At 39.6% G+C, this 21,471-nt stretch carries 22 protein-coding genes and 1 tRNA gene; 5 read left to right on the forward strand and 18 right to left on the reverse strand.

The annotated features are described in order from the left end of the window. Nucleotides 1-3: 3 nt before the first annotated feature. Nucleotides 4-456, reverse strand: coding sequence for a YccF domain-containing protein (locus ACPEEM_RS02690; protein WP_424403890.1), 453 nt, complete (start codon nt 454-456; stop codon nt 4-6). Between the two features lie 138 nt (nt 457-594). Beyond that, on the reverse strand, nt 595-1,251 hold the full coding sequence (locus ACPEEM_RS02695; RefSeq protein WP_424406009.1) for a curli polymerization inhibitor CsgI-related protein: 657 nt from the start codon (nt 1,249-1,251) through the stop codon (nt 595-597). Between the two features lie 170 nt (nt 1,252-1,421). Here ACPEEM_RS02695 and ACPEEM_RS02700 point away from each other — a divergent pair, with 170 nt between their 5' ends. Continuing rightward, nucleotides 1,422-1,694, forward strand: a complete 273-nt coding sequence (locus ACPEEM_RS02700; protein ID WP_424403886.1) for an acylphosphatase — start codon at nt 1,422-1,424, stop codon at nt 1,692-1,694. Here the strand turns inward: ACPEEM_RS02700 and ACPEEM_RS02705 are convergent. The 6 genes from ACPEEM_RS02705 to ACPEEM_RS02730 all read right to left on the reverse strand — a co-directional run bounded on the left by ACPEEM_RS02705 (nt 1,691) and on the right by ACPEEM_RS02730 (nt 6,341). Continuing rightward, on the reverse strand, nt 1,691-2,524 hold the full coding sequence (locus tag ACPEEM_RS02705) for a metal ABC transporter permease (protein WP_424403884.1): 834 nt from the start codon (nt 2,522-2,524) through the stop codon (nt 1,691-1,693). The genes ACPEEM_RS02700 and ACPEEM_RS02705 overlap by 4 nt on opposite strands. Beyond that, a complete protein-coding gene (locus ACPEEM_RS02710) occupies nt 2,511-3,386 on the reverse strand; it encodes a metal ABC transporter permease (protein ID WP_424403882.1) in 876 nt (291 codons plus the stop codon). The genes ACPEEM_RS02705 and ACPEEM_RS02710 overlap by 14 nt, the downstream gene beginning before the upstream one ends. After that, on the reverse strand, nt 3,386-4,279 hold the full coding sequence (locus ACPEEM_RS02715; RefSeq protein ID WP_424403880.1) for an ATP-binding cassette domain-containing protein: 894 nt from the start codon (nt 4,277-4,279) through the stop codon (nt 3,386-3,388). Before ACPEEM_RS02715 ends, ACPEEM_RS02710 begins: the two co-directional genes overlap by 1 nt. Next, nucleotides 4,279-5,160 carry a metal ABC transporter substrate-binding protein gene (locus ACPEEM_RS02720; RefSeq protein ID WP_424403878.1) on the reverse strand — a complete coding sequence of 294 codons (882 nt, stop codon included), beginning with the start codon at nt 5,158-5,160 and terminating at the stop codon, nt 4,279-4,281. Before ACPEEM_RS02720 ends, ACPEEM_RS02715 begins: the two co-directional genes overlap by 1 nt. A 97-nt stretch (nt 5,161-5,257) precedes the next feature. After that, nucleotides 5,258-5,587, reverse strand: coding sequence for a TusE/DsrC/DsvC family sulfur relay protein (locus ACPEEM_RS02725; protein ID WP_424407645.1), 330 nt, complete (start codon nt 5,585-5,587; stop codon nt 5,258-5,260). A gap of 91 nt (nt 5,588-5,678) precedes the next feature. Continuing rightward, the gene (locus ACPEEM_RS02730; protein ID WP_424403874.1) at nt 5,679-6,341 is read right to left on the reverse strand and encodes a Bax inhibitor-1 family protein; all 663 of its coding nucleotides are present in this window, start codon (nt 6,339-6,341) and stop codon (nt 5,679-5,681) included. 213 nt (nt 6,342-6,554) lie between these two features. Here ACPEEM_RS02730 and ACPEEM_RS02735 point away from each other — a divergent pair. Beyond that, nucleotides 6,555-6,644 (forward strand) — tRNA-Ser (locus ACPEEM_RS02735). A gap of 163 nt (nt 6,645-6,807) precedes the next feature. On the opposite strand, the gene znuB is transcribed toward ACPEEM_RS02735, so the two are convergent. Both znuB and znuC read right to left on the reverse strand, forming a co-directional pair. Then, the gene (gene znuB, locus ACPEEM_RS02740) at nt 6,808-7,593 is read right to left on the reverse strand and encodes a zinc ABC transporter permease subunit ZnuB (RefSeq protein WP_424403872.1); all 786 of its coding nucleotides are present in this window, start codon (nt 7,591-7,593) and stop codon (nt 6,808-6,810) included. A gap of 12 nt (nt 7,594-7,605) precedes the next feature. After that, nucleotides 7,606-8,397, reverse strand: coding sequence for a zinc ABC transporter ATP-binding protein ZnuC (znuC, locus tag ACPEEM_RS02745; protein ID WP_424403870.1), 792 nt, complete (start codon nt 8,395-8,397; stop codon nt 7,606-7,608). Nucleotides 8,398-8,590: 193 nt separating this feature from the next. Between znuC and mepM the strand changes: the two genes are divergently transcribed. Continuing rightward, on the forward strand, nt 8,591-10,171 hold the full coding sequence (gene mepM, locus ACPEEM_RS02750) for a murein DD-endopeptidase MepM (protein ID WP_424407647.1): 1,581 nt from the start codon (nt 8,591-8,593) through the stop codon (nt 10,169-10,171). A 130-nt stretch (nt 10,172-10,301) separates the two neighbouring features. Here mepM and ACPEEM_RS02755 read toward each other — a convergent pair whose 3' ends face one another. Both ACPEEM_RS02755 and metE read right to left on the reverse strand, forming a co-directional pair. Further along, nucleotides 10,302-11,342 carry a metal-dependent hydrolase gene (locus ACPEEM_RS02755; protein ID WP_424407649.1) on the reverse strand — a complete coding sequence of 347 codons (1,041 nt, stop codon included), beginning with the start codon at nt 11,340-11,342 and terminating at the stop codon, nt 10,302-10,304. 151 nt (nt 11,343-11,493) lie between these two features. Next, nucleotides 11,494-13,767 (reverse strand): 5-methyltetrahydropteroyltriglutamate--homocysteine S-methyltransferase, encoded by a 2,274-nt coding sequence (gene metE / locus ACPEEM_RS02760; RefSeq protein WP_424403864.1) that lies wholly within the window; start codon nt 13,765-13,767, stop codon nt 11,494-11,496. Nucleotides 13,768-14,065: 298 nt separating this feature from the next. Between metE and ACPEEM_RS02765 the strand changes: the two genes are divergently transcribed. Then, nucleotides 14,066-14,992 carry a LysR family transcriptional regulator gene (locus ACPEEM_RS02765; protein ID WP_424403862.1) on the forward strand — a complete coding sequence of 309 codons (927 nt, stop codon included), beginning with the start codon at nt 14,066-14,068 and terminating at the stop codon, nt 14,990-14,992. 320 nt (nt 14,993-15,312) lie between these two features. Continuing rightward, complete coding sequence (locus ACPEEM_RS02770) at nt 15,313-15,537, forward strand: hypothetical protein (RefSeq protein ID WP_424403860.1); 225 nt, start codon at nt 15,313-15,315, stop codon at nt 15,535-15,537. 84 nt (nt 15,538-15,621) lie between these two features. Here the strand turns inward: ACPEEM_RS02770 and phoR are convergent, their stop codons facing one another. The 6 genes from phoR to pstS all read right to left on the reverse strand — a co-directional run bounded on the left by phoR (nt 15,622) and on the right by pstS (nt 21,449). Further along, complete coding sequence (phoR, locus tag ACPEEM_RS02775) at nt 15,622-16,923, reverse strand: phosphate regulon sensor histidine kinase PhoR (protein ID WP_424403858.1); 1,302 nt, start codon at nt 16,921-16,923, stop codon at nt 15,622-15,624. Further along, on the reverse strand, nt 16,920-17,615 hold the full coding sequence (phoB, locus tag ACPEEM_RS02780; protein WP_424403856.1) for a phosphate regulon transcriptional regulator PhoB: 696 nt from the start codon (nt 17,613-17,615) through the stop codon (nt 16,920-16,922). The genes phoR and phoB overlap by 4 nt, the downstream gene beginning before the upstream one ends. 128 nt (nt 17,616-17,743) lie before the next feature. Next, on the reverse strand, nt 17,744-18,523 hold the full coding sequence (gene pstB, locus ACPEEM_RS02785) for a phosphate ABC transporter ATP-binding protein PstB (RefSeq protein ID WP_424403854.1): 780 nt from the start codon (nt 18,521-18,523) through the stop codon (nt 17,744-17,746). Between the two features lie 16 nt (nt 18,524-18,539). Then, on the reverse strand, nt 18,540-19,382 hold the full coding sequence (pstA, locus tag ACPEEM_RS02790; protein ID WP_424403852.1) for a phosphate ABC transporter permease PstA: 843 nt from the start codon (nt 19,380-19,382) through the stop codon (nt 18,540-18,542). Next, nucleotides 19,379-20,296: a phosphate ABC transporter permease subunit PstC gene (gene pstC, locus ACPEEM_RS02795; RefSeq protein ID WP_424408203.1), complete on the reverse strand. Its 918-nt coding sequence runs from the start codon at nt 20,294-20,296 to the stop codon at nt 19,379-19,381. The genes pstA and pstC overlap by 4 nt, the downstream gene beginning before the upstream one ends. A gap of 121 nt (nt 20,297-20,417) precedes the next feature. Next, on the reverse strand, nt 20,418-21,449 hold the full coding sequence (gene pstS / locus ACPEEM_RS02800; RefSeq protein ID WP_424404026.1) for a phosphate ABC transporter substrate-binding protein PstS: 1,032 nt from the start codon (nt 21,447-21,449) through the stop codon (nt 20,418-20,420). Between the last annotated feature and the right edge of the window lie 22 nt (nt 21,450-21,471).

The following is a 21,471-nucleotide window of genomic DNA, read 5'->3' on the forward strand; positions in this document are numbered from 1 at the left end:
CTTTTATGATTTATATTGACTGAATTTTTTTTCTGCCGCTTGTCTGCGAGCAAGCTCAGCCATTTCTTTTGATACCACACGTTGTCCAACGGGGAATAAAGCAATACCTGCTAATTTAAAATGAGTCACGCCAACAGGAATGCCGATAATGGTTAAACATTGGACGATACCTAAGAAAATATGCAATAAGCAGAGCCACCAACCAAATAAGATAAACCACACGACATTTAATAATGTGCCGATTGAATTGGCAACGGGATGAGTTGGCTCAAGGTATTTAACATGAATAATGTCATTGCCAAAAGGCACCAGAGACATTTTACTGATTTCCCAGCAGCTTCGTGTATAAGGCAAGGTGATGATCAATACCGCACTTATTAATGTGGCAAATAACCAGCCTAATGTGGTTAGAAAACCGCCTAATACGAAATTTAATATATTTAAAATTAAGCCCATTTTGGTTTCTCCTCTTCATTAGCCTTCGGCTTCTTTTTTGGCAATAAATATCGCTCAACACCAAGTTATGCTGAGCGATATGATAAAGGACGTTCGTAAAATGTTTGAAAAACAGACCGCACTTCAGGAGAGATCAGATTATTTCTGATTTTTTGCCCACTGAATAAAACGTTGTTGGGTTTCTTTATCTGCTTGTTGATACCAATATTGTAACATTTGTTCTGCCACATTTTCGCCTTGAACGGTGATTTTACCTTTCTGAGCTTTGGCAAAGCCAGGAATGGCAGCGGGCATGGTGGTGCTTGCAAAACCTGCTACGGCAGCTGGTGCACCAGAAGCATTATATTCCGAAAGATTTTCAATGAGGTTGACACCCGGTAGGAACCCTTCTTGTTTCAAATATTCTTGTTTGGTGGAAACCTCGGCACCTGAAACGGTTTTTACATGAATAACGGGGTCTTTTTTGAACTTATTGGCATCTCTTTCTGTTTCGAGTCGAGGAGCAGAAATCAAGATGTCGTCAGCAATACCTTGAAAGGTAATCACAATAGGTTCAGATTCAAATAAAGTGCGGTCAGAACCCGAACGAACAATTTCAGAGACACGAACCACCACTTGGTGAGTTTGATTGTCGTTAATATTGAATGAACGGGTTTCTTTTAGTAGTGACTTGCTTGCTTTTTGTCCATCAATTGCGAGAAAATCAATATTAGATGAACTTGTTATTACTCCTGCAAAGCTCGCGGTGCTAGTGAATAAAGCTGCGGTTGCTAATGCAGCGAAACGAAATTTCATATTTACTCCTATTTTTGTAAGGAAAATAAGTTTAAAGTCAAAGCACTTTATTCTGTAAAGTGTTTGTATATGCTAGTCGAATTTTAAACAAATGAAAATAGACAGACTCGATTAAATGTAAAAAACCGTGTTGTAATGCGTATTATTTAAGAGAATAAAAGGGTGGCGTTATGATAAAAAAACGATTTTTAATTTTTGGTGTCGTACAAGGGGTCGGATTTCGTTATTTTACATGGTGTGAAGCAAGAAAAATGGGGCTACATGGCTTTGTTCGAAATCGTGCAGATGGCAGTGTAGAGGTGATTGTAGCAGGGGAGGAATCGCAAATCGCTCGCTTACATCGTTGGTTGTTGAAAGGACCACGAACCGCCAAAGTAGAGCAAGTGCTTGCCCAAGAATATGACGGTCCGTTGGTTAATGATGGATTTTCAGTATCGAGTTAACGATGTATCCGTGCTAATTTGATTTTTTGATAAATCAACGCCATTAAGAAGAACAGTGCTTGCAAGAGAATAATACAAGAACCTGTTGCCCCATCAATGTGATAACTGATGATGGTTCCCAATAAACTGCTGACCACAGAAACGCTGATTGCAATAATCAACATTCTGTCAAAGCGTTTACTGAGAATAAATGCCGTAATCCCAGGGGAAATGAGCATAGCCACCACTAAAATGACACCAACAACTTGCATGGCGGTGATAATGGTTAAGGCTAATAACATCAACAAGGTGTAATGTAATATTCTTGGTGAAAGTCCTGCTACTCTTGTATGACTTTGGTCGAAGCAATAGAGTAGAAAATCTTTTCGCTTAATCATAATAACCGTAAAAATAATTAGGGAAATAATCAAGGTTTGAATTAACTCTTGATGACTCACCCCTAATAAGTTACCGAATAAAATATGGTAAAGATGCTGTTCTGTTTTCACTTTGGTAAAAAGGACAATACCAAATGCGAACATACCCGAGAACACAATCCCCATCACGGTATCTTCTTTTATACGGCTATTTTCTTTCAGGTAGCCTACACTTAATGCACAAAATAAACCTGCCCCAAAAGCACCAATGGATAAAGGAATGCCTAACATGAAAGCAATGACGATCCCTGGTAGTACCGCATGGGAAATGGCATCACCCATTAATGACCAACCTTTTAGTACCAAATAGCAAGACAATACTGCACAAATCATTGCCACAATAATGGCTGTCAATAAGGCATTTCGCATAAAAGGGTAGCTAAAAGGTTCTACTAGCCAATTATAAATCTCCATTTTCAGCCTCCCTTTCAACCTCATTCTTCAGCACGGTATTACGGCGTAAGGTGCCATATTTCGGTGAGAAGAAAAAGGCTAGTAAGAAAAGTGCGGTCTGAAAACACACAATAACACCACCTGTTGCACCGTCTAAATAATAACTCACATAGACACCGAGTGTACTCGTGGTTACCCCCAGTACGACAGCAATGGTTGCCAATGTCCGAAAACGATCCGTTAATAAATAGGCGGTTGCACCTGGTGTAATAACCATTGCAATAACCAGAATTGCCCCGACAGTTTGCAGTGCAGCAACCACACAAGCACTTAATAAGGTGAAAAACAATACTTTATAACGAAGTGGCGAAAGTCCGACAGAGGAGGCATGGGTTTCATCAAAAAAGACTAGCAATAAATCTTTCCAAAAGATCAGTAATAACCCAAGCGTAACACCAATAATAATGGCAACTTGTACGACATCTTCATCTGCAATCCCTAAAATATTCCCAAGAACAATATCTTGTACCTTAATTGACGTTGGATTTAAGGAAATGATCAATAATCCAAGGGCGAAGAAAGTGGTAAAAATAAAGCCAATTACCGCATCTTCACGCAATTTGGTGATGGATTTGATCCAAAGAATTGACAGGGCAGCTAAAATTCCCGAAAAAAAAGCACCGAGTGCATAGGGTAAGGATAAGGCATACGCAATGGCAACGCCAGGTACCACAGAATGGGAAAGAGCATCACCAATTAAGGACCAGCCTTTTAGCATGAGATAAGAAGATAAAAACGCACAAATTCCACCAACGGCAGCCGAAAGCAAAATCGCCTTCGTCATATACTCATATTGAAAGGGTTCAAGTAAAAGATCCCACATTATGCATTGTCCTTATGTTCAGGATTTTTCGTAATAGGTGCTGGTGGATCATTTTTCGTTTGACCATAGAAGACAGCAGGTAATTCTTCATCACTTAACACGGTGACTGAGCGAGCATCTTCATCTTCATGGATATCTTTACCCAATAATTTGACATGGCGTAATACGCCACCGAAAACAAGCTCAAGGTTTTTTTGTGTAAAAGTGGTTTCTGTTTTGCCTGCGGCTAATACAGTACGATTAATCATGACAACCTGATCACAGAAATCAGGGACAGAACCTAAATTGTGGGTGGAAATTAAAATGAGGTGTCCTTCACTACGTAATTGATCTAACAGATCCATAATGGCATTTTCTGTTTTGACATCAACACCTGTAAAAGGCTCATCTAATAAAATAATTTGGCTTTGTTGTGCCAAGGCTCGTGCGAGGAAAACCCGTTTCTTCTGCCCACCAGAGAGTTCACCAATTTGACGTTCAGCTAAATGTTCAATACTGACACGTTGCATTGCCTCTTGCACTTTTTGTTTATCTTGTGCACTCGGTATGCGTAAAAAGTTCATATAGCCATAACGTCCCATCATAACCACATCATAGACTGACACTGGAAATTGCCAGTCTACATCTTCTGACTGCGGCACATAAGAAACGAGATTTTGTTTGAGTGTGTCGGCAATAGGTAAGCCACAGAGGGTGATTTCACCCTTTTGTGGCTTGACCAAGCCCATTAAACTTTTGAAAAGTGTAGATTTTCCACTACCATTTACTCCTACCAGCGCACAAGTTGTACCGCCCTCTAAGTAAAAAGTCATATCATGGATAGCGGTATGGCCGTTGTTATAACGAACAGTTACATCATTAACAGCAATTGATGCAATGGTAGGTGTTGGCATTATTTTTCAAATCCTTTAACGATAGTTGATACAGTGACGTTTAATAAGTCGATGTAAGTTGGTACAGGACCGTTTGCTGCAGAAAGTGAATCTACATATAACACACCACCGTATTTCGCACCGGTTTCTTTTGCAACTTGTTGTGCTGGTTTTGGTGAAATTGTACTTTCACTAAAGACCACAGGGATGTTATTTTTACGTACTGTTTCAATGACTTTACGTACTTGTTGTGGTGTACCTTGTTCTTCAGCATTGATTGGCCATAGATACGCTTCTTGTAAACCATAATCTTTTGCTAAATAACTAAATGCACCTTCACTGGTTACTAACCAACGTTGACCTTGTGGGATTTGTGCTAATTTTTCACGTAAAGGTTGATCTAATTTTTTGATTTTATTAGCATAATTTTCTGCGTTTTTAATATAAGTTTCCGCATTTTTCGGATCGTATTTTACGAACGCATTTTTGATATTTTCAATGTAGATGAGGGCATTTGATGTTGACATCCACGCATGTGGGTTTGGTGCATCTTTGTAAGGACCTTCATAGATTGAAATTGGGGTGATACCTTCTGTAACAACAACAGCAGGTTTATTTTTAACGTTTTGGAAGAATTTTTCAAACCAACGCTCAAGATTTAAACCATTCCATAAAACCAGATCCGCATGTTGTGCTTTTACGATATCTTTAGGCGTTGGTTCATAATCATGAATTTCTGCACCAGGTTTCGTGATAGACTCAACAACCGCTGCATCACCAGCAACATTTTGAGCAATATCTTGAATTACAGTGAATGTGGTGACCACTTTGAATTTTGCAAAAGCTGGAGAGGTGAAAACACCTAGCATAATTGCACTTAAAATAACGACTAATCGACGCATGTCATTTCTCCTTATGTTGTTGGTTAATAAAGTCGCATCAGTATTCTATGTGCAAAAAATAGCTTTGTAAATAAAAATAATTCTCAAAATAATTTACTTATAAACACTTCGCGGGTTTGGGTAAACCTGCTAATTTGGTTGCTTGTTTCGCTGGTCCATCAGGGAAAAGACGTTGTAAATAACGGCTATTTCCTTTTTCTTCCCCTAATTTTTGTGCCATGGCTTTAACCAACATTCTAATGGCGGGAGAGGTTTTATATTCTTGATAAAATTGGCGAACAAAATAAATAACTTCCCAATGTGCTTCTGTTAGCTGAATATTTTCAAGATCGGCGATTGCACGTGCAACGTCTTCATTCCACTGATTTAGGTCTAATAAATAGCCATGGGCATCGGTTTCAATTTGGAGGTTATTTACTGTGATCATATATGGTGAGGATTTCATATTATTATAAAACGTTAATTATAACAAAACGCCCCAAAAATGGGGCGTGGAATGTTATTTTTCAAGAAATGTATTAATCGTCGCTTGAGAAAATAGATAGAATGTTTAATAAACTAATAAATAAATTGTAAAGCGATACGAAAATACTGACTGTTGCACGGATATAATTGGTTTCACCACCATGAATAATATTGCTGGTTTCATATAAGATTCCCATAGTTGAGAAAATCACAAATAAACCACTAATAGCAAGATAAAGCATCGGTGAGTGAAAGAAGAAACTTCCTACCGTACCTAACAACAATACGATGAATAGTGCGAAGATAGTGCCTGAAAGGAAAGACATATCTTTTTTCGTGGTTAGCACATAAGCCGAACAAGCAAAGAACACCGCTGCCGTGCCAGCTAAGGCAAAGACGACAATATCACTTGCACCTTGGCTGACATAAACATTTAAAATCGGTCCTAAGGTGTATCCTAAGAAGCCTGTGAAAGCGAAAGCAGCTAAAATACCTAATCCGCTATTGGCGAGTTTGTTGGTTAAAAATAATAAGCCATAGAAACCTACAAGCATCAAAATGAGATTTGGACGAGGTAAGTTTAAGCTCATTGATATATAAGCGACAACTGAAGAAAACGCAAGTGTTAAACCCAGTAGAAAGTAGGTATTGCGTAACACTTTATGCGTGCTCAGCAATGACGTTTCTCTGTCATCAATGATAATCCGAGATTCCATAGTTAGGCTCCTTGTGTAAATGGAAGAGAAAAGAATGGGGTTAAAGTACTGGTTAGTTTGGAAAAAGTCAATGTTAAAAATGTACAATCGACAATTAAATGCTGTTTAATTAGAAAGCAAGATGAACAGAATAACGCCATTTAAACAAAGGGGCGTGATTTTTTGATTTACTCTAATTCATAACTATATTATATTCCGCCAAGTTTAAACCACGGAGGAATGGTCGAGTGGTTGAAGGCACCGGTCTTGAAAACCGGCGAGGGTTTACGCCCTCCGTGAGTTCGAATCTCACTTCCTCCGCCATCAAATTCAGAAAAAGCCGTAAGTTAAGTGTTAAATCACTAGCTTACGGCTTTTTTATTTTCTGTCATGCAGATGTATTAGCCTGTGAGGCTTTCCATCTCAAGCAATTTTGAGATGGAAACACAATGGATACGGTTGAGGAAAATGGACGGTGAAACTAACGTTAATTGGCTTCTTTTTTGAGTAAAGAAAGTAAGAATAATAAACTGGCACAGATCACCACAGAAGGTCCTGCCGCCGTGTCATAAAAGGCGGATAAGGTTAGCCCCATGCTGACGGAAAGCATGCTAATAAATACGGCAATGATGACCATTTGTTCTGGTGTTCTGGCAAAGCGTCTCGCAGTGGCGGATGGAATAATTAATAATGATGTAATAATTAATGCCCCCACAAATTTCATGCTGAGTGCAATGGTAAGTGCGGTTAAAATCATGAGAATAAAACGCATTTTTTGTACATTAATCCCTTCTACTTGAGCCAGTTCTGGACTAACGGTGGTAGAAATAAGTGGCTTCCAGAAATAGACTAACGTGGCTAAGACAACTATCACGCCACAGAAAATATAGAGTAAATCATCATAAGCAAGGGCAAGCAAATCACCGAATAAATACGCCATTAAATCCACCCGCACATTTTCCAATAACCCCACTGTTACAACACCTAACGATAGACAACTATGGGCAATGATGCCCAATAAGGTATCAACAGAAAATTGGGTTTTGCCTTCTAACCAAACCATAATCACGGCTAATACTAAGGTGAGAATTAAAATGGAAAGGTAGGGATTGATGTCAAGAAAAAAACCTAATGCCACGCCTAATAATGCAGAATGTGCAAGGGTATCGCCAAAATAGGCCATTTTTCGCCATACCACAAAAGCCCCTAATGGTGCAGTGATCAAGGAAAGCAACATACCCGTTAGCCAAGCTGGAAACAAAATATCAAACATAAAATTTTCTCTTTATTTTTTATTAGATGAGGGAGGAACGGTTATCTCGTTATGGTAATCCACATCGCCATGAATATTGTGTTTATGGTTATGTTTATGGGTATAGAGGGCGACATTTTTAGCAAATTTATCACCAAAAAAATGGATAAATGTGGGATCATTCGACACAATTTCTGGCGTGCCCGCACAGCAAATATGCTGATTAATACAAAGCACTTCATGGGTATCAGCCATGACAATATTCAAATCATGTGAGACCATTAGGATTGCACAATTTAATTGTTGTCGCATTTTGTGGATCAGTTGATAAAGTTCCGCTTGTCCGTTGATATCCACCCCTTGTGTTGGTTCGTCTAACACCAACAGATTAGGTTTGTTTAAAATGGCTCGAGCCAGTAAAACCCGTTGCATTTCCCCACCCGATAATTTTTGCATGCTATTTTGGCGTAAATGCTCAATAGATAATAAACGGAGCGTTTCCTCTATCTCTTGTTGGCGAATGCCTTTTTTGAGCGACAAAAACTGAGCAACCGTGATGGGTAAACTGTGATCAAGATGAATTTTTTGCGGGACATAACCAATTCGAACATGGTGACTGTAAATGACTTTCCCCGCAGTAGGGCGGATTAACTTGAGTAGCACTTTTAATAACGTGGATTTTCCCCCACCATTTGGTCCAACAATCGTGATAATAGAATCAGGATAAATGGTTAAATTAATATTCTGTAACGCATTTTTTTGTTCAAAAACGACATAAATATTTTTTAATTCAATTAAAGGTATTTTTATAGAATGAATGTGCATTATTTGCTAGACTTGAGGGCTTAAAATTTCAGTAAAAATAGCGTATTTTCGAACGTTTCACAAGGTTAGACTCACAAAAAGCTGACAATGCATAGAAATTCATCACTTATTGGCTTTTTTTAGGCTTACGCTGAATTTTTTGATATTTACTGGGTCATAATAGAACAATTATTAAAAGGAAGGGACTGACGTTGTGCGACACGTTAAGTTAGCAAGAGATAGACGAAGAAAAAAATTTCAGATTAAATTGGCCATTTTCTTTATCGCAATTCTGTGTATTGGTTTGGGGCTATTTTTAGGATCCAAACAAGATAAACCTTCAGGTGAACCCGATTCTTCTCTTTCAACATCACATTCTCAAGAAAATGGTGTCATTCATTCATCAGTTGAGCAATCCTCTGAGCTTGAAAATCAAGCCGATAAGCAAGCTGAACAGACTATTGAGCATGCACCGCTTGAATCCACCCCAAAAACCGAAAAAACGGAAACGCAAACAAGCGATATGGCAAAAGAGGCGGCAACAGATAAAAATAGTCCCGCGTCTTCCACCGAAGATAGCCTTGATGCTACCTCGTTTTATGATGAATTAGATGCCAAAGACGATGAAGTCGATGAAGTGAAGATTGAAACAGAAGACGTATTTGCAGATTTACCTGAAGATGCGAAGAATGCATTGAGGGATTTGTTTGATGTGATGGATCAAGCATTACGCATTAAGAATCAATTTAGCCATACCGTGGTACGTGGCGATACCCTTCATGATGTTTTAGAACTGTCAGGTTTGGATGATGAAACCAGTGTTAACTTATTAAAAAATTACGATGAGTTAAAACACTTAAAACCTGGGCAACAATTTTATTGGATATTAAACAGTAAAGGGGAGCTTGAATATCTCAACTGGCTAATTTCTGAACGTGAAGAACGCATTTATGAGCGAGTTGAAGGCGGTAAGTTTAAACGCCAAATCCTACAAAAGAAAAGCGTTTGGAAAAAAGAGGTGTTGAGAGGCAAAATTAATGGCACCTTTAATATGAGTTTAAAAGCCTTGGGATTAGAAGGTCGCCAAATTAATCAGCTGAGCACCACTTTGCAATGGCAAACTAATTTAAAGCGTTTAAAAACGGGGGATCGATTCTCGTTATTAATTTCCCGAGAATACATTGATAATAAACTCACAGGGCAAGGGAATGTGGAAGCGATTCATATTTCATCGGCTGGTAAGAGCTATTATGCTATTCAAGCGGGGAATGGTCGCTATTACAACTTGCAAGGGGAAACCTTAAGTAAAGGGTTTGCTCGCTATCCTTTGCAACGTCAAGCTCGTGTTTCTTCTTATTTTAATCCTTATCGCCGTCATCCTATTACGGGACGTATTGCACCGCATAAAGGGGTGGATTTTGCTATGCCAATCGGCACGCCTGTCATTGCTCCTGCTGATGGTGTGGTGGAAAAAGTGGCTTATCAAGCTAACGGGGCAGGGCGTTATCTTGTGATTCGCCATGGTCGAGAATACCAAACGGTGTATATGCATTTGAGTCGTCCTTTGGTGAGTGCAGGACAAACGATTAAGCGAGGGCAACGTATCGCCTTATCAGGGAATACAGGGCGTTCAACAGGGCCTCATTTACATTATGAATTTCATATTAATGGACGTGCTGTTAACCCATTAAAAGTAAAACTACCTGGAACAAGTAGCAGTATGAGTACCATGGAACGTAAAAAATTCTTAGTACGAGCAAAAGAAATTGAGCGTTTATTGAAAATGTCGCAATAACGTCTCTTTATGTTGTCAAAAGTGCGGTCATTTTGAAAAAAGTTTTCAGATGTGGCTAATCCACCTCAAACATTGACACAAAGTGCGGTTGAAAAATCAAAATTTTTGACCGCACTTTTCGTTTAATGGATTACAAGTTTGCCCATTGGGCTAATGGTAGCGGAATATCATCAGACCACATTCTTTGCCAAAGTAATGACAACATCGCCATTCTAAAATGCACCCGTGTACTCGGGTAGCTTTCTGGCAAAATAGCTTGCCATTGATCCTTTTCTTTTTTCGCCACCACAAAACGGAAGTTAAATTGTCCAGCCAATCCCATGCGAGTATCGCTCACTACCAGTTTGTCGCCAATGTCTTGATAGTGCAGCCAGTGATCAGTAAACCAATCTAAGCGTTGGAGTTGGGGGGATTGTGAAAAAACCGTTTTTTGTAATGCTAAGTTGAGCGGGATTTTGATCATTTCTGGTTTCGCTTTTTTATCAAACCAACCACTGACCGCATCATACAAATTACCTTGATCATCCATTGCAATCACACGCCAGAGTATGGTATTGAACGCTGTTGGCGTGGCTAACACTTTTTGAACCTGAATCCCTTCTGCTTTTAACACTGTTTCGAGTCGGTGTTCATGATAGGCTTTACCCATAAAGCCCGTACCAAAATAAGCAAACCCAAAGACTAAGGCGATAAACATACCTTTGATCGTGGCTGAGCTCATTTTTTTCCAAGCCGCCCACAGGCAGGTCACAATAAGGGGCAGCGTGTAAATGGGATCAATAATAAAAACTGTTGACCAAACAGTTGGTGGACAAGGAATCGGCCAGAAAAGCTGTGTACCATAAACGGTCATTGCATCAATAATGGGGTGAGTGATCAATGCCAAGGTTAAGGTGATAAAGAGGCGTTTAAAGGAAAAAGGTAGCGTTTTGTTTCGCTTGAAAGTGATCCAAGTGATCACAAAAGCCAGTGCAGTCAAAACAAAAAGAGAATGACTAAATCCACGATGGTAGGTCATTGAGGAAATGGGATCCGCATAGCGAATGAATACATCAAGATCAGGCAATGTGCCTAATAGTCCACCGTAAAGCAGGGCTTTTCTTCCTTGATACTTTCCCATGCCGACCCCTTGCACGGCAGCACCTAAAACAAATTGTGTAACAGAATCCATAATGATAAGCCTTTTTATTTTTGAAAAAGAGTCTGTATTTTGGGCAGAAATAGCTTGAAGGTCAACAAGATTGATGAGGATAAAAAACGGCTCTTGAAATCAAGAGCCGTTGTGTTGTGGTTTGCTATTGTTATGAGATAAAGAGGTGGAATTAGCTTAATTCCGCACGTAATTTTTTGGTGACACTCATCATCACTTCTAATTGTGCGATGGTTTCTGGCCAGCCACGGGTTTTTAAACCACAGTCTGGATTCACCCATAAACGCTCTTTTGGTACGACTTTTAATGCTTTACGTAATAAGCGTTCAATTTCTTCTGGTTTCGGTACACGTGGGCTATGGATATCATACACACCTGGACCAATATCATTTGGATATTTGAAGTCAGCGAATGCGGTTAATAATTCCATATCTGAACGTGAGGTTTCAATGGTAATCACGTCTGCATCTAAGGCTGCGATAGCAGGTAAGATGTCATTAAATTCTGAGTAACACATGTGAGTGTGAATTTGTGTATCATCTTGTACGCCCATGTAGCTTAAACGGAAGGCTTCGCCTGCCCATTGTAAGTACGCATCCCAGTCTGCACGTTTAAGTGGTAAACCTTCACGGATTGCAGGTTCGTCAATTTGAATCACTTTAATGCCTGCTTTTTCTAAATCTAATACTTCATCAGACAAGGCAACACCAATTTGTTTACATACGGTTGAACGTGGAATATCGTTACGTACGAATGACCATTGTAAAATTGTCACAGGTCCTGTTAACATCCCTTTCATCACTTTTTTGGTGAGGCTTTGAGCATATTGTGACCAACGTACTGTCATTGGTTCTGGACGAACCACATCACCGTAAATGACTGGTGGTTTCACGCAACGTGAGCCGTAGCTTTGTACCCAGCCGAATTTTGTGAATGCGAAACCGTCGAGTAACTCACCGAAGTATTCCACCATGTCGTTACGTTCTGCTTCACCGTGTACTAATACATCAAGATCAAGTTCTTCTTGGCGACGTACCACAAATTCAATTTCTTTCTTCATCGCCGCTTCATAATCTGCCACGCTTAACTCACCTTTCTTGAATTTTGCACGAGCTTGGCGAATTTCAACGGTTTGCGGGAATGAACCGATATTGGTTGTTGGTAATAATGGTAATTTTAACCACGCATTTTGTTTCTCAATACGTTCTGCAAATGGTGATTTACGTTTGTCGGCATCAGCAGGCAAGTTTGCTAAACGTTCAGCCACTTCTGGACGATGAATTTCTTTACTGTTCGCACGTGCATCGGCAGCGGCTTGGCTTGCATCAAGTTCTGCTTTAACCGCATCACGACCTTGCTCAAGTGCAGTTTTAACCACGCGTAACTCTTGTACTTTTTGTAAAGTGAATGCTAACCAGTTATAAAGTTCAGGTTTGTTCGCTTTTAATTGGGTTTCCACTTCTAAATCATATGGTGTGTGAAGCAGTGAACAACTTGGTGCAATCCAGAGATTTTCACCTAATTTTGCTTTTAATGGCTCAACCACATCTAATACTTGGTTTAAGTTAGCACGCCAGATATTACGACCATCGATCACACCCACAGAAAGGACTTTGTTGTAATCTTCAAAGGCAGCAAGCTGTTCTGGTGCACGGACTAAATCAATGTGTAAACCATCAACAGGTAATGCTTTAAGTAGATCCGCATGTTCTGCAACTGACCCAAAATAAGTGGCGAGGAGTAATTTTGCGTTCACTTTTTCTTTTAATGTGGTGTAAACCGCTTTGTACGCTTCTACCCATTCTTCTGGAAGGTCAACGGCTAAGGCTGGCTCATCAATTTGGATCCATTCTGCCCCTTCAGCCACTAACGCATTAAGAATATCTACATAAACAGGCACTAATTTTGCAAGTAATTCAAAGCGATTGAAAGCTTCGCCTTTTTCTTTACCTAACCAAAGGAACGTTAATGGACCAACGATTGTTGGTTTGAATTTAAAACCTAATGCTTTGGCTTCACGAATTTGTTGAACATAATGTGCAGGGTTTGCTTTAAATTCGGTATTTTTGGTAAATTCTGGCACTAAATAGTGGTAGTTCGTGTCGAACCATTTGGTCATTTCAATGGCAAATTGGGTTTGGTTACCACGTGCAAGTTGGAAATATTCATTTAAACTTAAGTTTTGGCTATCAAAACCGAAACGGGCTGGAATTGCCCCTGTTGCCACTTGAAGATCTAAAATATGATCGTAGAATGTAAAATCTGCCACAGCGACGAAATCTGCATTTGCTGCGGCTTGATGTTTCCAGTTAATTTCACGTAATTTTTGTGCAATCTCTAAAAGATCTTGTTCTGCGATTTCGCCACGCCAATAACGTTCTTGAGCGAATTTAAGTTCACGTTTCGCACCCACACGCGGAAAACCGGCTACATGAAATGTTGTCATAGTAATACCTCACTGAAATTGATGTTGTTATTCTTTAAATAGACGGCTAAACGTCTGTATGGATATAGAATGAAGTATTTTGGATTATTATGCAATATCATAATTTTCACGATATCTATGAAAAATTTTAATAGACTTATTCGTGGGGTTAAACAGGGCGTTGAGCATGGTTAACAGTTTGTTAATTCTCAATATTTTTAAAAAATGACCGCACTTTTCCATGCATTTAGATGATTCATGATGGATTTTAAGATATGATAACGTCTAATTATTCCCCACATTTTGATGAATCTTTTTAATGAAACCGATTTTTTTAGAACTTCGCCATTTAAAAACGTTGTTGGCATTAAAAGAAACGGGCAGTGTTTCTTTAGCCGCCAAACGTGTCTATTTAACCCAATCTGCCTTGTCGCACCAGTTAAAATTACTGGAAGAACAATATGGCTTACCTTTATTTGAACGTAAAACCCAACCATTGCATTTTACCCCTGCGGGCGAACGTTTGATTCAGCTTGCGAATGAAATTTTGCCCAAAGTGGTGGAAGCCGAGCGTGATTTAGCCCATGTCAAACAAGGGGAAGCAGGGGAATTGCGGATTGCGGTCGAGTGTCATACTTGCTTTGATTGGCTGATGCCAGCAATGGATTCCCTACGGCAAAATTGGCCGTTAGTGGAATTGGATATCGTATCTGGTTTTCATACGGATGCGGTGGGGCTATTGTTAAGTCATCGTGCGGATTGGGCGGTTGTTTCAGAGATTGAAGAAACCGCAGGCATTATTCATAAACCGTTGTTTTCTTATGAAATGGTGGGGTTATGTGCCAAAGATCACCCTTTAGCGGTGAAAGAGGTTTGGGAAGCGGAAGATTTTATTGATCAAACCTTAATTACCTATCCTGTGCCTGATGATATGTTAGATCTCTTGCGTAAGGTGTTGTATCCAAAAGGCATTAATCCAACACGCCGTACCAGTGAATTAACCATTGCGATTATTCAACTTGTGGCGAGCAAACGAGGGGTAGCGGCATTGCCATTTTGGGCGGCTAAACCTTATTTGGATCGAGGTTACTTGGTGGCTCGGAAAATTACTAAACAAGGGTTGTACAGCAATTTATATGCCGCGATTCGAGAAGTGGATGCCAACGTAGCATTTGTTGATGATTTTTACCAAACGGTGAAATCACAAAGTTTCTCAACATTGCCAGATTTATTGGTGTTGGAATAATTTTTCAATCAATGAAAATTAATGAAAAGTGCGGTCGTTTTTGCGAAAATTTTCTCCCGTGAATAAGCATCAATAGACATATTGATGCTTTTTTATAGCTCTGAGGCAGGCTTACCCAATTGATGAGCGTGATTTATGCATTTTGGTTATTCTTATAAAATTTAAAATAAAGAAAAGTTATTTAAAATTGCTTTATTGAAAAAAATAAATCAAGCGTGTTTTGGCAATCGTTTGCTCATTTTTCCTGCTCTTTTAGCCATGAAAAAAATATTTTATTATTTCCTCCCCGTTAAATAGAGAATTTATTTTAAAGAGGCAATATGGAATTTACTTTCAATGAAATTTTAGGTTATGCCGCAGGGTTACTTGTCGCAATCTCATTTCTATTTAAAAACATCGTGTTTATTCGCATCATCAATGGAATTGGTGCAATTTTATTTATCATTTATGCCCTACGCATTGAAGCTTATCCCGTTGCGGGACTTAATGCATTTTTAGTGCTGATTCATCTTTATCAATTGTGGCGATTGAAAAAGACGAAATAAAGGAGAGTGATTTAAGTGAATGCTCAACGCCCTTTACACGGTTTCATGCTTATTGAAGGGCGTTATTTTCCTTAGCCAGTTTGATTAGTGTGGTGTTTTTTTCGGGTGGTGTAAATATTTTTGAGGGATCACAAAAGAAAAACAACTTCCTTCCCCTTCTTTACTTTCAATGTGCAGTTTTGAATGATGATGTTCCAGTGCATGTTTGACAATGGCTAAGCCCAGCCCTGTGCCACCTGTTTGGTTACTGCGAGATTCATCTACACGATAAAACCGTTCTGTCAGATGGTGTAAATGTTGTGCCGCAATACCAATACCATTATCTTTTACGCTAAATCGAGCCCCTTCTTCACAATATTGCCAATGAATGTCAATCTCACAGCCTTGGCCGGCGTGTTTTATGGCATTATAAATTAAATTAGAAACCGCACTTTGCAGTTGGCTTTCATCACCTAACACATAAATATCGGGCGTAATATAAAAATGGATGTTGTGATGATAATGATTAAGAAAGGTTGCATTTTCTTGCAAATTTAAAATCAGGGCGGACATATTCACTGAGGTGCGTTCAATATTGGAGGCATTTTGAATTTTCGCCAATAAATTGAGCTGTTTTAATAAATTTGCCATCCGTTGACTTTGTTCTTGCATGGCTTTAATGGCTTTTTGAGCCAGATGACTTTGGTTAGGTTCGCCTTCTAATAATTCTAAATAGCCTTGTAATACGGTAAGCGGGGTGCGTAATTCATGATTAATATTGGATAAAAAAGTTTGGCGAGAATGTAATAAACGGATCATTTGTGTCACATCTCGAGCAATGATGACACAAGACTGATGATCATAATGCTGAATATGGATTTCAAGGTAACGATTTTCGTTTGTGAGCAACACAAGTGGGCGTTTTCGTAGGGTTTGGTAAAAATAATGTTTAAATTCTTGATAAAAAATCACATTAAAAATATTTTTATGTGGGACTTTTTTATTCCAATAAAATAAAAACATTTCTTGTGATGCATTATTGCACCATGAAATATTGCCATCGTTATCACAAATTAAGATCGCATCGGGCAAATATTGCATATTTTTATTTAATTTTGACAGTAAACGTAAGGTTTTGATTTTTTCTTTGCGGTTTTTACTTTTGTAATAAGCGGTGGTTTGAGAAATATTATCCAGTAAGTGTGTTTTTTTTAGGGCAGTATTATCTTCTGCGGTTAACATTTTTAATAATTTGGCTTCATTGTAGTGATGAAAAATTAAAAGACAAACCAATGCGATAATAAACCAAAAATAAAACGATTGGGCAAAATAAGAAAAGAGGCTTGCGATTGCTGCGGCAAGCACCAGTTCAATAAAAAAATATTGGCTTGCGGATTTTTTTTTCATTTATTGTCATCCTGAATTTGACTGGAAAAACGATATCCTGCACCTCGAACGGTTTGGATATAACGATCAAATCCATATTGCTCAAGGTTTTTGCGTAAGCGACGAATATAAGTATCCACCGTGCGATCTTCCACGTAAATATCATTTCCCCAAATAAAATCTAAGAGTTGTTCCCGTGTATAGACTTTTTCAGGGTGTGTCATAAAAAATTTGAGCAATTTAAATTCAGTAGAACTCAAGGTGATAGGGGTTTTCTCATAGCAAACACGCAAGGCACTTTGATCAAGGGTGAGACCATCAATTTCAATAAGATGGCTACTTTTTTCATAAACTCGGCGAAGAATGGCTTCAATTCTGGCAAGTAAGATTTTGGGGGAGAAGGGTTTGGAGATGTAATCATCCGCCCCCATGTTAAGGCATGTAATGCAGTCTTCTTCTTCGCTACGTGCGGTGAGCATAATGATCGGGATTTGTGCCGTGGCATCATGCTTTTTGAGAAACTGAATGAATTGGATCCCCGAACGACCTGGCAACATCCAATCAAGTAAGATTAACTGTGGTTTTTCGGTCAGTTTTTTGACCGCACTTTGATAGTCTGTTGCCTCGATCATGTCATAACCTTGTTGAGTTAAGAATAAAACGATCATTTCTCGAATAGTGCTTTCATCTTCAACAACCAATATTTTTGTCATGTTATCCTCATGCTTGAAAAAAGTGCGGGCTATTTTAGGCAAGTTTTCATGATGCCCATTTCGTTTTTCGGTATACAAATTGTAATCAAATACCCCGTAGATGCAACGGCTTATTCAGCCTCCTTTTCTTATCCCATGCGTCCTTTAATGTAATCCTCGGTACGTTGAAGCTTTGGTTTATCAAAGATTTTGGCGGTTTCATCAAACTCAATCAGCTCGCCTAAATACATAAATGCGGTGTAGTCAGAACAACGGGCAGCTTGTTGCATATTATGTGTGACCATCGCAACCGTATAATCATGTTTAAGCTCCGTAATTAATTCCTCAATTTTGGCTGTTGAAATGGGGTCAAGGGCGGAACAAGGCTCGTCCAATAAAAGCACTTCAGGTTTAATGGCAATGCCTCGTGCAATACAGAGGCGTTGTTGTTGTCCACCTGAAAGTCGATTGCCATTTTGATGAAGTTTATCTTTCACTTCATTCCATAATGCGGCTTTGGTTAATGCCCATTCAACCCGATCATGAAGTTCTGCTTTACTGAGTTTTTCAAATAGACGAATACCAAATGCCACGTTGTCGTAAATGGACATCGGGAACGGGGTCGGTTTTTGGAAAACCATGCCCACTTTGGCACGAATGAGCGAGATATCCATGGACGAGGTTAATAAATTTTCGCCCTCTAATTTGATTTCACCCGTGGCATATTGATTAGGATACAATTCAAAAATACGGTTAAATGACCGTAATAAGGTTGATTTTCCGCAACCAGAAGGACCGATAAACGCCGTGACTTTATGCTTGGCAATTCGCAAATTGATGTTTTTTAATGCATGAAAATGGTTGTAATAAAAATTTAATTGATTGATTTCCAGTTTCGTGTCTTCAGGTTTAATGATGTGATTTAACATATTCGTGTCTCCAAGCTTATTTGGTTTTCCGTGCAAAGAAAACGCGTGCAAAAATATTCAGTAATAAAACAAAAAGCGTAATTAAGGTTGCCCCTGCCCAAGCTAACTCGTTCCAATCTTTAAAAGGACTTGCCGCAAATTGATAAATGACGACAGGAAGATTGCCCATTGGGGCATTCATATCCAATGAGAAGAACTGGTTTGATAAGGCGGTAAATAACAGCGGGGCGGTTTCCCCCGAAATACGGGCAATGGAGAGTAAAACCCCCGTTAAAATGCCTGAACGGGCGGCACGATAACAAATCATGGTAATGACTCGCCATTGTGGGCAGCCCAGTGCAGCAGCGGCTTCCCGTAAACTATTCGGCACCAGATTCAGCATATTATCGGTTGTTCGCACAATCACGGGGATCATAATCATGGCGAGGGCAAATGCCCCAGCCCAACCTGAATAATGTTTGACTTGTGAAACATAAATGGCATAGATAAAAAGCCCAATAACAATGGACGGGGCAGACAACAACACATCATTGAGAAAACGTGTGATGCGTGCTAATCGACTGTAACGTCCATACTCGGCAAGGTAAGTCCCTGCTAAAATCCCCACGGGTGCCCCAATGAGGGTGCTGACCGTCACAAGCAGGGTCGAACCTACAATGGCATTCAGTAACCCACCCGATTCATTCGGGGCAGGCGTGGATTGTAAAAATAATTGAATTGATAAGGCTGGAATGCCTTTGGTGATTAAGGTAAACAAAATCCAACACAGCCCTAGCAGCCCAAAACCGACAGCCAAAAAAGAGAGAGTAAGCATGAATTTATTTTTTAGCTTACGACAATGAAAATGGGGATGACTCATTCGCGACGTCCTTCTTTTTTCTCAATACGCATAATAAAGAAACGAGAGATTGATAACACAACCGTGGTAATCAGAAATAAGATTAAACCAAGCTCCATAAGGGCGGATTTTTGCAAGCCGCTAGCCTCATTAAATTCATTGGCAATAGATGAGGCAATGGAGGTTGAAGGTGAGAAGAGGGATTCTGGAAAATGGAAGGCATTACCAATTACAAAGGTCACCGCCATGGTTTCGCCCAATGCACGTCCAAGCCCGAGCATAATGCCCCCCACCACACCAGTTTTGGTGTAGGGTAACACCACTTTCCACATCACTTCCCAAGTGGTTGAGCCCAACCCATAAGCGGATTCTTTTAAAATCGAAGGTACGATGGTAAACACATCACGCATAACGGAAGCAATGAAGGGAATGATCATAATGGCAAGCACGAATCCCGCCGTAAACAAACCAATGCCAAATGGGGCACCAGAAAAAAGGTAACTTAGGACAGGTAACTCACCAAACCAGTCGATCAGGGTAGGTTGAATATGTTCTTGAAAAAGAGGCACAAAAATAAATAATCCCCACATCCCATAAATAATAGATGGAATTGCCGCCAGCATTTCAATGGCAATGCCAACAGGGCGTTTCACCCATTCTGGTGCCAGTTCGGTAAGAAAAATGGCAATACCAAATGAAATGGGTACAGCAATGAGCAGTGCAAGAAAAGAGGTAATTAACGTGCCAATAATCGGAATCAACGCCCCGTATTGTTCTTGTACAGGGTTCCAATCATGCATCCAAAGAAATGATAATCCAAATTTTTGGAGGGTATCCCAACTCCCCATCACCAATGAAATCATCACGGCAGCTAAGAGTAAAAAAACGCATATTGCAAAAAAACGGGTAAGATTTTTAAAACCAAGCTCCATCATGCGACGCCTGAGCGGGTTGTATTCTGTATGAGCTTTATCTAATGGCATAGGCACCTTCTTCTACTTTTTATTCTTTCTATTCAGTTTTATCTGGGCAGTCATAGCTGCCCAGCTATTTCAATTACCAAACGGCTTTACCATCACTGGCTTTGACATCGGTTTTCCATTGTTGCTGAATCTGATTCACCACTTCATCAGGGAGAGGCACATAATCTAATTCAGCCGCAGCCTGTTTGCCTTGTTTAAATGCCCAATCAAAGAAGTGAAAAACGGATTTAGTTTGAGCAGGTTTATCCGTATTTTTGTGTAGCAGAATGAAACTTGCCGCCGTGATTGGCCAAGATTTTTCCCCGGGTTCATCGGTTAACACCACGCCCATTCCAACCGCACTTTGCCAATCCGCATTGGCTGCTGCTGCCATAAAAGTTTCTGCGGAAGGCTGCACAAATTGCCCTGCTTGATTTTGTAAGGCTGTCCACGTTAAGTGATTTTGTTTCGCATAAGCATATTCCACATAACCAATGGAATATTTGATTTTGCTGACATAAGCCGCTACGCCTTCATTTCCTTTTCCGCCTTGTCCCGTCGGCCATTTAACCGATTTGCCTTGCCCGACTTTTTCTTTCCATTCTGTGGAAACTTTGGAAAGATAATTGGTCCAACCAAATGTTGTGCCTGAACCATCAGAACGGTGAACCACAATAATGGTTTTATCTGGTAAATTGAGCCCTTTATTTAATTGGGCAATCGCAGGATCATTCCATTTTTTGATCTTGCCTAAGAAAATATCGGCGAGTACTGCCGCAGAAAGTTTGAGTTCACCTGCATGAATATTGGGAAGATTGATAACAGGTACGGTGCCACCAATGATGGCTGGAAATTGAAGTAGTTGATGTTGTGCTAATAATTCTGCTTTCATTGGATCATCCGAGGCACCAAAATCAATGGTTTTTGCCATAATTTGTTGCTGTCCACCGCCTGAACCAATAGATTGATAATTCACTTTGTTTCCTGTTTCCTTTTCATACAATGATGCCCATTTCGCATAAATCGGATAAGGAAAAGAAGCCCCAGCACCCGTAATGGTTTCAGCGTTTGCGGATAAGGTAAAAACCCCTAAACAAAGTGATAACAGAATGGCAGGTTTTATCATAAGCATTGCTCCCTTAAATGTT

Source organism: Pasteurella pantherarum (assembly GCF_049670885.1).
GTDB lineage: Bacteria > Pseudomonadota > Gammaproteobacteria > Enterobacterales > Pasteurellaceae > Pasteurella.

Coding starts and splice junctions, on each gene's coding strand:
- znuB (WP_424403872.1), bottom strand. CDS start 7,593: ATGTTTGATATTTTGTTTCCAGCTTGGCTAACGGGTATGTTGCTTTCC.
- znuC (WP_424403870.1), bottom strand. CDS start 8,397: ATGCACATTCATTCTATAAAAATACCTTTAATTGAATTAAAAAATATT.
- pstS (WP_424404026.1), bottom strand. CDS start 21,449: ATGATAAAACCTGCCATTCTGTTATCACTTTGTTTAGGGGTTTTTACC.
- ACPEEM_RS02710 (WP_424403882.1), bottom strand. CDS start 3,386: ATGTGGGATCTTTTACTTGAACCCTTTCAATATGAGTATATGACGAAG.
- pstC (WP_424408203.1), bottom strand. CDS start 20,296: ATGATGGAGCTTGGTTTTAAAAATCTTACCCGTTTTTTTGCAATATGC.
- ACPEEM_RS02730 (WP_424403874.1), bottom strand. CDS start 6,341: ATGGAATCTCGGATTATCATTGATGACAGAGAAACGTCATTGCTGAGC.
- ACPEEM_RS02725 (WP_424407645.1), bottom strand. CDS start 5,587: ATGATCACAGTAAATAACCTCCAAATTGAAACCGATGCCCATGGCTAT.
- phoB (WP_424403856.1), bottom strand. CDS start 17,615: ATGACAAAAATATTGGTTGTTGAAGATGAAAGCACTATTCGAGAAATG.
- phoR (WP_424403858.1), bottom strand. CDS start 16,923: ATGAAAAAAAAATCCGCAAGCCAATATTTTTTTATTGAACTGGTGCTT.
- ACPEEM_RS02765 (WP_424403862.1), top strand. CDS start 14,066: ATGAAACCGATTTTTTTAGAACTTCGCCATTTAAAAACGTTGTTGGCA.
- ACPEEM_RS02770 (WP_424403860.1), top strand. CDS start 15,313: ATGGAATTTACTTTCAATGAAATTTTAGGTTATGCCGCAGGGTTACTT.
- ACPEEM_RS02715 (WP_424403880.1), bottom strand. CDS start 4,279: ATGCCAACACCTACCATTGCATCAATTGCTGTTAATGATGTAACTGTT.
- pstB (WP_424403854.1), bottom strand. CDS start 18,523: ATGTTAAATCACATCATTAAACCTGAAGACACGAAACTGGAAATCAAT.
- pstA (WP_424403852.1), bottom strand. CDS start 19,382: ATGAGTCATCCCCATTTTCATTGTCGTAAGCTAAAAAATAAATTCATG.
- ACPEEM_RS02720 (WP_424403878.1), bottom strand. CDS start 5,160: ATGCGTCGATTAGTCGTTATTTTAAGTGCAATTATGCTAGGTGTTTTC.
- ACPEEM_RS02705 (WP_424403884.1), bottom strand. CDS start 2,524: ATGGAGATTTATAATTGGCTAGTAGAACCTTTTAGCTACCCTTTTATG.
- ACPEEM_RS02690 (WP_424403890.1), bottom strand. CDS start 456: ATGGGCTTAATTTTAAATATATTAAATTTCGTATTAGGCGGTTTTCTA.
- ACPEEM_RS02695 (WP_424406009.1), bottom strand. CDS start 1,251: ATGAAATTTCGTTTCGCTGCATTAGCAACCGCAGCTTTATTCACTAGC.
- ACPEEM_RS02700 (WP_424403886.1), top strand. CDS start 1,422: ATGATAAAAAAACGATTTTTAATTTTTGGTGTCGTACAAGGGGTCGGA.
- ACPEEM_RS02755 (WP_424407649.1), bottom strand. CDS start 11,342: ATGGATTCTGTTACACAATTTGTTTTAGGTGCTGCCGTGCAAGGGGTC.
- metE (WP_424403864.1), bottom strand. CDS start 13,767: ATGACAACATTTCATGTAGCCGGTTTTCCGCGTGTGGGTGCGAAACGT.